Here is a 12,620-nt window from a genome sequence, read left to right on the forward strand (position 1 = left end):
CGTTTAGCGAGAGGGCGGAAGATTTACGACGAAGGTTGTGATCTGCTTGAGGCGGCGGTCGAGGTCTTCTTTTTCGGCGCTGGCGTATTTCTTTTGTAGCTCCATCTGGGTTTGGCCGTCGGCTTTGCGGCCGGTGCGCCAGTAGGCGAGCGCGAGGTGATAGTGCGCCTGGGCGTGATTCGGCTTGAGAGCCACGGCGCGTTCGAGGTAAGGGACGCTGCCCGGCCAGTCCGACTGATTCTGTTTGAGGACACCTAACTGATACTGAGCTTCGGAGAGGTCGGGGCGCGCCTTGACTGCTGATTCGAGGAGCCTGCCTGCGTGATCCGTAGAGGACCCCGCGTCGGGATTTGTCAGCAGGAAAGTTGCGGCGTGCGTGGCGGCGGCGGCGTCTTGACTATGCGCGTCGGCGTAGGTGACGAGCAGAGCACAGCGGCTGTCAGTCTCCTGCATGACCGCAGTGCAGGAGAGGCCGAGCATCTGCGCATAGCCAGCGTTGTTGGGATCGGACGATAGCAGGCCGGCGAACTGCGGGATTGCTTTGGCGTACGCGCCGTTGCCGAAGTAGGCAGCACCGAGCGCGACCTTCATGCGGGTGCTGGAGGGGAAGCGCTCAGCGCCGGCTTCGAACTCTTTTACTGCGGCTTCGAAGGTCCAGTGGCGGAGAAACTCCATGCCAAGCTGCCAGATGTTGTCTTCGCTGGGCTGGAGCTCTGCGGCGCTTGTGAAGTGATGAACGGCGCTCTCGTAGTTGCCGTTGTGCTCGTCGATCTCACCGAGCAGCGACTGCGCGAGTGGAGATTGGCTTGCAGTTGAAGCGGAGGCGAGCGCCTGGGCCGCATCGCTGTATCGATTGGCGGCGACGAGGGTGGCGGCGTAGCTGAACATCAGGTCTTCGTCGCCGGGCTTGAGGCGGAGGGCGGCGGCGAATGCGGTGCACGCTTTGGCCGCATCGCCCTTGTCGAGATAGAGCTGGCCAAGACTCTGTTGCGCGACTGCGCTTTTGGGATTGAGACGCGCGGCGAGTTCGAACTCCTTGATAGCTTCGTTGTTGCGCTGGAGATTGTAGAGAGCGGCGCCCAGGTTGGCGTGAGCTATGTCGGAGCCTGGCTGCAGGCGCGCGGCTTCCTGCAGAAATGGGAGGGCTTCGGCGTATTTCTGCTGAGCGACGTAGATAAGGCCAAGGGACTCCTCGATGGGGAAGGAGTGGGGGCGCTGCTGTCGCAGTTCGAGCAGGAGAGTGCGCGCCTTGTCGAAATCGCCGGCGTCTTCGGCGGCCATGGCGGTTTGGAATTTTTGATCGAGCGAGGAGTGGGATGTAGTCTGCGCACGGAGAGGAGCGAGAGAGATGAGGAGCAGGATGAGGGAACAGCAGATTCCCTGCGGGAATGACAGAAAGAAAGGCAAGGGCAACTGCAGGTCCCTCCGTCCGCTGACGACCACCCCACGGACGAAGACCTGTCCGCGGGGGCCCCGTGAAACGCGCGGACTGTCGGGATGACACAGCTGTGGGGGAGCAGACTTGTGTTGCGAGAGCATTGCTTCCATCGTATGTGAATCGCAGAAAGAAAGAGGAGGAGACCCTGGTTGGGGTCTCCTCCAAAGTTGGGAGACAAAACTAACCGGCCGTGCTGGTTAGTAGGAGTACCGCAGAGAGAGTTGGAAGAACCGCGAGTCCGGAGCATAGCGCTGGAGGTTGCGGGTTCCGGTGATTTGTCCGCCCGTGCTGCCGATGCCGTTGTCGCTGGGCTGGCCCAAGGTCGGAGTGTTGAGGACGTTGAAGATGTCGGTGCGGAACTCGAGCGCCTGCTCGCGCCATGTCTTGAAGCTCTTGAAGATGGACATGTTCACGCGCTCATAGCCGGGTCCGTAGACTTCGTCGCGCTTGCCGCCGGAGTAGCCGAGGACAGAGGCGAGGTCAGTTACGTACACGGGGGTGTTGTTTCCATACGTGGAGCTCACGTTGGCCGCATCGGCTGCGTTCTTGGGAATGTAGTGCGGGTTGGCACTGCCATCGGAGAAAGTGACGTCGCCTGCATCCCAGGGGTTCTGGAAGGAGCAGGGGTTGTACCAGTTTTCGCGGGTGCGAGTCTTGGCCGCGCAGGTCACAGAGCTGACGAGCGACGGGTTGGGAGAGACAAAGGTGCCGCCGGTTGCGAACGGATCCTTGGTCTTGATGGCGCGGGTTCCGCTGCCGCTGGGCGAACTGACGCCGCGGGGATAGACGGTGAACGGATTGCCCGTCTGCGCGACCCACATGGCGTTGGCCGACCAGCCGCCCGCGAGGATATCCACGAACCGGTTGGAGTTGAGGTACTTGCGACCGGCGCCGAAGGGGAGTTCGTAAAGCGCGTTGAAGGTGACCCTGTGACGCGTGTCGAAGCCGGCGTTGGAGTAGTCCATCTTGATGGGAATCAGATTGCTCTGGCGGAATCCGCCGTCGCCACTGGTGCCCAGCGGTGTGGGAGCGTCGTCAAGCGCGTGCGACCAGGTGTAAGTGGCCAGCAGATTGTAGCCATGCGACATGCGCTTTTCAATTTTGCTCTGCAGGCTGTTGTAGTTGCTGTTGCCTGAGTAGGAGGTGTAGGAAGAACCGCCGAAGTCGGGCAGAGGACGCGCATGCTGCGTGCTGTTGTTCGGGTTCTCGTAAGCGAGCGGGTTGTTGGGATCAGGGAACACCTGGAGGTGATGCGAGTTGTTCCCGACGTAGCTGATGGTCGCCACGAAGTCGTTCGTGATTCCGCGCTCGACGGAGAGGTTGTAGTCCTGCGTATACGGAGTCTTCGCGGACGGATCGGAACCACGCATCGTCAGGCCGGTGACGTTGGAAGCGAAACCGTTGGCGATGATGGTGGAGAAGCCGTTGGCGATGGTGATGCCGTTGGTGGGGCAGTTGTACTGACCACAGCTCGCGGCGGGGAACGTACCCGCGTACTGGAACGGATAGTTCTCGCCGAGGTTCGGCCAGTAGCCAGTGCTTTCCAGACCGCCGTAGAAGATGCCGTATCCGACGCGCACAGCGGTCCTGGCATCAGGCGCCCAGGCTACACCGACGCGCGGGGCGAAGTTGGTGTGCTGCGCCTTAATGAGACGAGGATCGGCAGACGCGACCAGAGCAATGTTGTTCTTCTGCAAGATCTGGCCGAAGTTGGGGCTGTAATCCGGGTTGTTGATGATGGTGAGCGCGTACTTGTAGGTTTCCTTGGGAATGAGGTACTGAGCCGCGCCGCTGCCAAAGCCGGTGGTGGTGTCGAGGGTCGACTTGCCGGTCATGTTATAGGACGCCTGGTAGCCACCTACGTCCTGATAGGGCTGGAAGTACTCCCAACGCAGGCCAAGGTTCAAGGTGACCTTGGGAGTTATGCGCCAGTCGTCCTGCGCGTAGACGGCGTTGTTCCAGCGCTGATCACCATTGGTGACTTCGTTGGAGAGACCGCCGTTGTTCTGCTGGTCGAGGAGGAAGTCAGCAACGCCGTAGCCTGTGTTGGAGGCGTTGAGGTTGCTGGTGTACTCGCCGTTGTAGCTGTAGCTGCCGCGCGACTGCTGCGGCTGGAGGGTGGAGAAGCGAACGTTGGAGAAGCTGACGCCCGCCTTCAGAGCATGATTGCCGGTGATCTTGGTGACGTTATCAAGGATTTGATAAACGTTTTCATGTTCATCAGTCGTTGACCACGTAGGGCTGCCGAAACCGCTGATGCCACTGACGCTGACCGCGGGGAGGCCGCCATTGAGCGGAGCCTTGGGAATTCCGCCGAATCCGACCGAAGCGGCGAAATCAAGGTTGTCGGCATTGGGGTGCTGGAAGCCGGTGTGCAGATAATTGAAGCCGAAACGCGCTTCGTTGGTTAGCGTGGGCGTGAAGACGTGCGACTCGCTGAACATGAAGTTGGCGCCGTAGTTCTTCTGCTTGCCGTCGTCGCCGAAGCCGCCGCCGTCGAGGATTGGACCGAGAGGAGGCGTGTTGTAACCGACTTCATTCCAGTAGCTGTAACGGGAGTACGCCGTGTCCTTCTCGCGGATGTTGTAGTCCATGCGAGCGTCCCACTGGAAGGTGTTGTCGACGATGGGGCGCGAGACGACGTAGTTGTTGTAGAGCTTGTTGCCGTTGGCGTTGGGCAGAGGATAGTAGTTGAGCATCTGCTGCGCGGTCTGGTTGAGCGCGACGCCGGCGACATTGCTGGTGCAGGAGCCGCTGGTGACGAGGCAGTTGTTGGCGAATGCCTGCGGCGGAGCGTTCGGGGTCTGGTGATAGAGCTGCACGGGCGAATTGCCGGTCAGCGAGCTGTTCAGCAACTCGGAGAAATCGCCGCTGCGCTCGAGGACGGTCGGCACGGTGTAGGTGCCGGTCTCGGCGTAGCTGATGCGGTTGGCCTGGACATCAGCGAAGAAGAACAGCTTGTTCTTGAAGAACGGTCCGCCGATGGTGCCGCCGAACTGGTTCTCGTGATAGGCGGGCACAGGGATGTGCTGCTGCGCCAGCGCGTAGTCGTTCCAGTTGTAGGTGTTGAAGACGGTGTTGCGGAGGTACTCCCAGAAGCTGCCGTGGAAGCTGTTGGTGCCGGACTTGATGCTGGCGTTAACGACCGCGCCGGCCGAGTGACCGAATTCCGCGGAGTAGTCGCTGGTCTGGACCTTGAACTCAGCGAGGGCGTCCGGCGGCGGCTGCGCTACGAAGCTTGCGCCGTTATAGAAGTCGACAACGTTTACATTGTTGTCGACGCCGTCGAGGATGAAGTTGTTCTGCTCGGCGCGCTGACCGTTGGCGTTGAAGTCGCCCTTGCCGCCGCCGCGTGAACCCTGAGGCGGAACGGCACCGGCAGCGAGCTGCGCAATGTAGACCCAGTTACGGCCATTCAACGGCACGCTGTCGATGGTCTTGGTGTCCATGGTCTGGCCGACGGAGCTCTCCTGCGTCTGCATGAGGGGAGTGTCGGTAGTCACGGTGATGGTTTCGGTTGTTGCACCAGGCTTGAGCGACACTACGACATTGAGGCGCTGCTGGATGGAGACGTGCAGGTTGGTCTGAGTGGTGGTCTGGAAGCCCGCGGCGCTGGCCGTGATCTTGTAGTTTCCGATTTTGATGGGGGAAAAGACGTATACGCCGGCACCGTCGGACTTGGTGCGGAGCACCTGACCTTCGTCGACATTGATTAGGGTTACATCAGCATTGCCGATGACGGCTCCAGAGGGATCCTGGACGACGCCGGTAATGGTGCCCTGATCAGCCTGCGCATAAAGCCAGCGCATTGGCATGAGTATCAGGGCGAGAGCGAGCAACGATAGCAGATGCGATCGCCTCAATTGCATGAGAACAGCCTCCTGACAAAGACAGGTCTTGTCGGTGAGATTTTGACTTCGAATTGCGTGGACACCGATGGAGAGAATTCTGGCCGGTTTTTTACGTCTGGGAGCAGCCGTGAATGTATACGATTACATTCCTGGGGAAATTCATCTCCGGAACGGAAATTATCCCAGTGTTTACGCGCTTGTCAAGCGCGGGTTTCACAGAGGGAGAGAAGAATGTGAAAGAATCCGGTTACAATCCTATGCAACTGGACCATTTAACAGCCGGTTGACAGGGGCAATTATGTCGATCAGTATGCGCGAGATCGCGAAGCTGGCAGGCGTCTCCAGTGCGACCGTGTCACGCGTGATCAACGGCTCTGAGCTGGTGACCGAAGAGACGGCCAGCCGGATTCGCAAGATCATAGCGGATGTGAACTTCGTTCCCAACACCAGCGCGATCCATCTGAAGCACGGCAAGAGCCAGATTTACGGAATCATCATTCCGGATTTGACGAACCCGTTCTTCACGGAGCTGGTGAAGATGTTCGAAGAGCTGCTGGTGGAAAACGAGCAGGAACTGCTGGTAGCGAATACGGATTTTGCGTCGACGCGGCTGCAGCGCTCGCTGCGGCGCATGCTGTTGCGGCGGGTGGATGGCGTGGCGATTCTGACATCAGAACATGAAGCTGCCGCGCTCGAGTCGCTAGTTCAGAACCGGATTCCGGTGGTGACTACGGATCATTACAAGTCCGCGTGCGGCATCAGCGACATCATTATCGATTTTCCCGGCGGCATAGCGCAGATGGTCGCTCACCTGAAGAAGCTTGGACATCGCAAGCTGGGCTTTATTGGAGGAACGGAAGGGCTAGAGACGTCTCGGGTGCGCCGAGAGTCGTTCATGGACGCGATCGTGAACCAGGGCCTGACATCGCGGTCGGAATGGATGGTGACCGGCAACTACAGGATCGATGGCGGATCGGTTGCGATGAAAGGCATTCTGTCTCAGAAGGAAAAGCCGACAGCGATTATCACGGCAAATGATCTGACGGCGATTGGCGCGATGCGTGCAGCGTATGACAAGGGGCTGCGGATTCCTGACGATATTTCGATTGCGGGTTGCGACGACATTGAGATGAGCGACATTGTGTATCCGCCGCTCACTACTCTGCGTATCTCGCGGAGAGAGTACGCAGGCATGCTGTTCGAGGCACTGCGCGAGACCGCGAAGGACCTGAGCAAGCCAGGGCCGCAGTTCCGACTGCCGATGAGCCTGGTGGTGCGGCGGTCGACCGGGAAGGCTCCGAGCGACAGGAAGCCAGCGCGCAAGAGTGCTACCAGACGAGGCCGTTGAGAAAAGCACAGACGCCGAAGACGACGATGGCCCACAAGACGGTGGCACGGGAGAGATGGAGCCGCACGCGCACCCTGGAGTGGTGCTCAGTGTGCTCCGTCTTCCTCAAGGCAGCGATCGACCACACGCCCAGGACGCTCAACGAAAAGCTCGCGATGGCGCAATAGAAGTTGGCGCTCATCTGGCTGCCGTAGTGAAGCACGCCTGTGCGCACGAGCGCCTGGTGCAGGAGCGCAGCCGCCACTCCGATGAGGAAGCCGCCGAATGAGCCTGCTGCGGCGAGTTCCGGTGCGAGCGCGGCGATTGCGACGAGGGCGAACAACGGTGCGTTGAATGTGGAGAGAATGAGCTGGATGTACTCCATGAGGCTGAGGTAATGGAGCGCCAGATAAGCTGAGCCGATGGAGAGCGCGATGGCCGCGAGATTACAGAGCCGGCTTGCCGCGACGTAGTGTGCATCAGGCAGCGAGGGGCGAATCCAGTGTTGATAGATTCCCTGCACGCACGCAGAGGTGAAGCCGGCGACATTGTTAGCGAAGGTGGAGACGAGGCTGGCGGTGAGGCCGAGGAATCCGAGAGCGAGCCACGCGGGACTGTAATAGTGCTGCATGAGAAGGGGCAGCGTTGCGTTGTAGTTTGCGTTTGCGCGCTGCGCGAGAACGAGAGGAGCGGCTACGCCCGGAAGCACGATGAAGAATGCGAAGACCGTTTTGGCAGCGGCGACGGTGAGCGGGATCCGGGCCACGCGATCCTTATCGCGCACCGCGAGCGCGCGCTGCATCTGGACGAAGTCGGTGCTCCAGTAGCCGAAGCTCAATACGAAGCCGAGACCGACGATGAGACCGAGGCGATCCATGACCGCGTGCGGCGAGACGATGGGGAGGGACTGCCATGCATGCATCCTGTTAGCCGGGACGCTGGCGAGGAACTTTCCGAAGCCGCCGAAGTCGCGCATGACGAAGAACAGAAGCGGAACTACGGCTGCAAGGACGACGGCAAAGTGAATCAACTCTCCGTAGATGGTTGCGCGAAAGCCGCCCAGCGCCGTGTAGAAAGAGACGACCACGATTGTGAGCAAGACGGCCTTCAGGAAGCTCCAGCCGAGCCACGTGGCGATGGCCTGCGCTGCCGCGCAGAGACAGACGCCGGACAGCAGCAACATCATCAGCGCCATGGATACGGTGACCACGAGGCGCGTGCGTGCGCCGCAGTAGCTGCCGATGAAGTCGAGCACGGTGGGGTAGTGGCCGCGAGCGTAAGCAGGAATGAGCCAGAAGCCGAGCACGATGAGCGCGGGAACCGCGCCGATCCAATAGAAGTGGCACGCCAGCATGCCATATTGCGCGCCAAGCGCCATCATCGCGATCACGTCAAGCGAACCGCAGTTGGATGCGATGCAGGCAGTGGCGCAGAGCCAGAATGGGAGGGATCCTGTGGCGTTGAGGAATTGGTTCGAGTCGTGCTTCTTGCGGCCGGCGAGGATGCCCACGACAAGAAGGCCGACGATGTAAAGCACTGCCAGAACAGCTTGAAGAGGATACCAGTGCATAGGAGAAGATGGCGGTCCTCAGGCAGCTGCGTGAACACAGGCGCAGGGAAGCGTGTGCTCATTATAGTGAGGCGCGGGTGGTGCGGTCTGCGAGACGACGGTGTTCATGCCGCCGCCTCTGTATGGGGCTTTGCCATGCGGATCAGAACTTGCCCATCTTGACACGCACCACTTCGGGCGCGCTGTGGAAGCACAGGCCGCGATCGGTTTCGTCGCCGTTCCAGCGGCGGAGAGGTTTCCAGACGCCGTTCTCGTATGTGCCCTGCTCGGCAGAGATGATCTGGCTGCGAATCCACGGCTGCTTGCCGGGAATATGGAAGCTGACGCTTGCGTCGATGCCTGTAACGAGGAATTCGTCGGGGCCGATCTGCGCGACGAGTGCGGCTGCGTGCGCGTCTTTCGTGCCGGGAGCTCTGCGGCCGTCGGGCTGGGGAAAGCCGAATGCTACGGTGGCCTGCCAATCGCCGAGGTTGATCTCAGAGGAGGTTTGTCCGGGCTCTTCGACAGCGGTCTTGAGCTTGCCTTCGAATTCCGCCTGGGCAATTTCGCGGTCCATGGGCCCGATGAGCGCGAAGTTCATTGCATGCGCTTTCCAGGGCTCGTCGCCGAGGATGTTCCATCCGCTCTCGTCGACGCCGAAGGGCGCGAAGCCTAATGCGCCTTCTCCGAGTGCGTAGAAGAAGTATTTTCCAAAGCTGTCACCGCGGCCTGTTTCCGGTATCCACAAAGGATTGTCGGGGCGATGGTAGGCGTTCATCGTGTCGCGATAGAACTGCGAATCGTCTGAGTAGATGTCGGGGCCAATCATGTCGATGGCGGGTGCGAGAGCGCGCCACATTCCGACCAGCTTTTGCACGGCGCCGCCGCTTGGGTAGCCGATGCCGGGCGTGTCGATCTGTCTTTGCGGCAATTCCGCCGCAGGATACGTGAGCCACACGTTGATGTAACAGGGGATTGCGAATTCAGCCTTGCCGGCGGCGACGATCTCGTTGATGTACTTGGCCTGGTGATAGGCCTGGAAGGTTTCGTCGGCCTCGCCGGCGAAGACCTGGCGCCAGGTTCCAGGGCTCTTGCGAACGATCGCAAGGAGATCCTGGGGCACAGGGCCGTCGAATTCACGATGGGCGACGGGGGAGTTGTCGCGGATGCTGCCGACGTTGCCCGATTCGTTTTCCACCTGAACAACGATGATGGTGTGCCGATCGCCGTCGACTTGCTTGAGGTGACGCATGAGGGCGACGAATGCTTTCTTGTCGGCCTCGAGCGTGTTCCGCGAAAGAGGCGAGAGGACATCGATGGGCTCGCCGTCAGGGCGAATGACGCGCGGGAAGCGCGTGGTGTCAGTCTTCACCCAGTCGGGAACGTAGTGCATGTTGCCGTTCTTCCACGTGCCGAACCAGAGCAGCACCATACGCAGGTTGTGAGCGCGGGCTCCGTCGATGAGCTGATCGACGTTCGAGTAATCGAAGTGGCCCTCCTGGGCTTCGAACTGCTCCCAGTAGACAGGCGCCTCGACGGTGTTGGCGTGGAGAGCGGCTATGGCTTTCCAGACTTGCGGCAGTTCGGAGGGCCAGGCGCTGGAGTTGTGGATCTGGCCTCCCAATGCCAGGTAGGGGCGGCCATCGACGAGCAGGGCGTAGCGGCCGTCCTTCTGGACGACCTTGGGGGCATCTTCCGCGAACAGCGGCAAGGACAAGACAAACAGAGCAAGGAGGAGCAGGGTTGCCCGCAAGGGGTTGCGAGAGGTGGTGTTCATGAATGGATCCTCCCGAAAAATGTAATCGTATACATCAAAAATCCGCAAGAGGTGACTTCCCTTCCCCTGCTTTTTGAGAGGCATCCGGTTCAGCGCAGGTGCTGATTGCAACCATGCCACTGGGCGAGTGGTGCGGCAGAGGACCCAGGCTCCGCCCGGCCGATTGAAGCGCATGGCGCCAGTCCGAGACTCCCGGTCTGATTTCCCTTCTTCGCAATGGCGCATCGGAACAGAGTGAGTTCGCCGCTTTTGAAAGACGGAAAACAGCGCCTCGATAGAAGCGAACCTGAAGGAGGCTAGCCATTTCCCCATCGGCGCGATCCAGTGGCAGCAAGAAGGTCGTATACGCAGGGATTTTTGCGAATACGGCTATCGCATGCGTCAAGTACCTGGCTGCTCTCAGCACCGGCAGTTCCGCGATGATGGCGGAGGCGATCCACTCGAGTGTGGATATTGGGAACGAGATTCTGCTGCTGATTGGGATGCGGCGAAGCGGCAAGCCAGCTGATCCACTTCACCCTTACGGATATGGGAAGACGCTCTATTTCTACTCGCTCCTGGTGGCCATTTACATTTTCGCCCTCGGAAGCGGACTGACCATTTACAGAGGTATTTCGCGGATCCTCAACCCGTCGATTCCGGAGAATGTTGGATGGAGTTACGGCGTTCTGGTAGCTTCTGCCGCGTTCGAGTTCTACTCATGGCGGATTTCTTATCGAGAATTGAAAAAGCGCAAAGACCCTGATGAAGGCGTGTTTGACGAGGTGATTGGCAGCAAGGATCCTACGGTGTTCACGGTTTTCCTGGAAGACTCAGCGGGGATGATCGGCACCGTGATTGCGTTTCTGGGAATACTTTTGGGTGCGATCTTCCGGAATCCGTATCTCGATCCTGCGGCGTCGATACTGATTGGGCTGCTGCTGGCCGGTGTTGCGCTTCTGCTGGCGAGAGAGACCGGGGCGTTGCTGATTGGAGAACGTACCAATCGCGCTCGCATACGGACGATTGAGAGCATCATCTCTGATGATTCGGCGGTCGAGCAGATTGGAGAGCTGCTCACGATGCAACTGGGACCGGGGCAGGCGTTGCTTACGGCGCGCGTCACGTTCAAGCGCTCGTTAAGCGTGCAGCAAGTGGAAGGCAGCATCGCGCGATTGAAGAACCAGATACGCAAAGAGGAGCCGGCCATGGAGAGAATCTACATCGAGCCGGATTCGTTAGGTAGCCAAGAAAACGAGCATCCTCACTCCGGCACGGACGGCTAGCAGAATCTGAGTTACGCGTTCAGAATCTGGGAGGCCGCGCGGAGTCCGCTGCGAAGCGCTCCATGAACGGTTCCCCAATTTCCGCTGGTGTCTGTATGTTCGCCGGCGAAATAGAGGGTGTGATCAACGGGCTCCGTCATCATCTTTGAAGCATCCGCGGCGTCCACCGGGGCATAGCTATAAGCGCCCATAGTGAATGGATCGCGCTGCCAGTCATGCATCCAGGAGCGCACAAACAGTTGCTGAAGGTCTTGCTCTCTGCGGGCAAAGATGCGGGATAACTGGCTTAGCAGATGCTGCTCGAGCTCATGTTGGGTCTGCGGCAGTGACCGAACGCGAGGACCACCGGTCCAGGCAGTCAACCGGGGATGCTGATCTGGAAATGGCGTCCACCACGCGTTGGGCGCGTTGCCGGTGCTGAAGAGGAAGCTCAATTGACTCAGTTGACCTTGCAGATCGCCTCTGCTGCTGATCCAGAACGGCTCGCGGAATTCGAGTATGGTGCGTTCAACAATTCCCATTCTCATTTGCGCGGCAGCCTCCAGGGTTTTGTGAGGACGCGGTGTGAAGACTACCGCTCCAGCCAGCAGGACTCCGAGGGGGAGAGTGATGACCGCGCGTGAGGCGCGGATCTCCTGGCGACGGCCGTCGTTTTCGAAGCTAATCAGCACTGATCCCGGCTGCCACTCGATGGAGGTCGCGCGGGCGTTGAGGATGAGTTCGCCTCCATCGCGGATCATCGCCTGCGATACAAACTGAGGAACCTGGTGATATCCGCCGACGACGTGGAAGAGACGATCGGCTTCCATTGCGTCTTCAGCCGCTTGCTGGGCGCCGAGAGACTTCACGCCGATGTCTCGATGATCGGCAGCGTTGAAGCCTTCTACATAGTCGATGAGCCTGCGTCTGGCTGGTTCAGGTACGGAGGCGCGATCGAGATATTCCTTGAAGGAGCAATCGTCACCTTTCCAGTTTTTCAGCGCTTCTATCCAATCAAATTCGCGTTCGAGCGATTCTTCACAAGGAGCCAGCGTTTGATTGTTCCAGCAGAGCTGAGAGCCGTGCAGTTCCTCCGTGCGGAGGCCGGCGTCTCGCAGAAGGCCACGTAACTCGGGCGGATTGCCATGGACGAATTCGGCACCTAACTCGACGGCCTCAGGTCCGGGATTGACGGTGAAGACGCGGCCGCCTATCCTGCCGCGCGCTTCGATGACGGTGACACGGCGTCCCGCTTGGGCGAGGACGCCGGCGGCGGCGAGGCCTGCGACACCGGCGCCGATCATCACGATGTCCGTTTCGATCCGAGCCATATGAGGATCAGATGCGCGCTACTTAGCCTTTGGTTCGGTGATGCGGCTATGCGATCCCCACGATAGCAGCCGCGTTGCTCACGTTTGAGCGGGACAACGAAGA

The 12,620-nt window shown here is 59.8% G+C and carries 7 protein-coding genes; 2 read left to right on the forward strand and 5 right to left on the reverse strand.

What is annotated here, in order from left to right:
• Window positions 1-3: 3 nt before the first annotated feature.
• A complete protein-coding gene (locus tag MOP44_RS01215) occupies window positions 4-1,413 on the reverse strand; it encodes a tetratricopeptide repeat protein (RefSeq protein WP_260794073.1) in 1,410 nt (469 codons plus the stop codon).
• A gap of 222 nt (window positions 1,414-1,635) precedes the next feature.
• The gene (locus MOP44_RS01220) at window positions 1,636-5,307 is read right to left on the reverse strand and encodes a TonB-dependent receptor (protein ID WP_260794074.1); all 3,672 of its coding nucleotides are present in this window, start codon (window positions 5,305-5,307) and stop codon (window positions 1,636-1,638) included.
• Window positions 5,308-5,587: 280 nt separating this feature from the next.
• Between MOP44_RS01220 and MOP44_RS01225 the strand changes: the two genes are divergently transcribed.
• Window positions 5,588-6,637: a LacI family DNA-binding transcriptional regulator gene (locus MOP44_RS01225; RefSeq protein ID WP_260794075.1), complete on the forward strand. Its 1,050-nt coding sequence runs from the start codon at window positions 5,588-5,590 to the stop codon at window positions 6,635-6,637.
• On the opposite strand, the gene MOP44_RS01230 is transcribed toward MOP44_RS01225, so the two are convergent.
• Together MOP44_RS01230 and MOP44_RS01235 are read right to left on the reverse strand one after the other, a co-directional pair.
• Window positions 6,618-8,186, reverse strand: coding sequence for a sodium:solute symporter family transporter (locus MOP44_RS01230; protein ID WP_260794076.1), 1,569 nt, complete (start codon window positions 8,184-8,186; stop codon window positions 6,618-6,620). The genes MOP44_RS01225 and MOP44_RS01230 overlap by 20 nt on opposite strands.
• A 142-nt stretch (window positions 8,187-8,328) precedes the next feature.
• Entirely contained in the window at window positions 8,329-9,942 is a 1,614-nt protein-coding gene (locus tag MOP44_RS01235; RefSeq protein ID WP_260794077.1) for a GH35 family beta-galactosidase, read from the reverse strand.
• A 302-nt stretch (window positions 9,943-10,244) separates the two neighbouring features.
• On the opposite strand from MOP44_RS01235, the gene MOP44_RS01240 reads away from it, so the two are divergent.
• Window positions 10,245-11,207 carry a cation diffusion facilitator family transporter gene (locus MOP44_RS01240; protein ID WP_260796718.1) on the forward strand — a complete coding sequence of 321 codons (963 nt, stop codon included), beginning with the start codon at window positions 10,245-10,247 and terminating at the stop codon, window positions 11,205-11,207.
• Between the two features lie 11 nt (window positions 11,208-11,218).
• Here the strand turns inward: MOP44_RS01240 and MOP44_RS01245 are convergent, their stop codons facing one another.
• Window positions 11,219-12,517 (reverse strand): flavin monoamine oxidase family protein, encoded by a 1,299-nt coding sequence (locus tag MOP44_RS01245; RefSeq protein WP_313901042.1) that lies wholly within the window; start codon window positions 12,515-12,517, stop codon window positions 11,219-11,221.
• Window positions 12,518-12,620 lie beyond the last annotated feature (103 nt).

The sequence above is a fragment of the Occallatibacter riparius genome, from assembly GCF_025264625.1.
In the GTDB taxonomy this organism is placed as follows: Bacteria; Acidobacteriota; Terriglobia; order Terriglobales; family Acidobacteriaceae; genus Telmatobacter; species Telmatobacter riparius.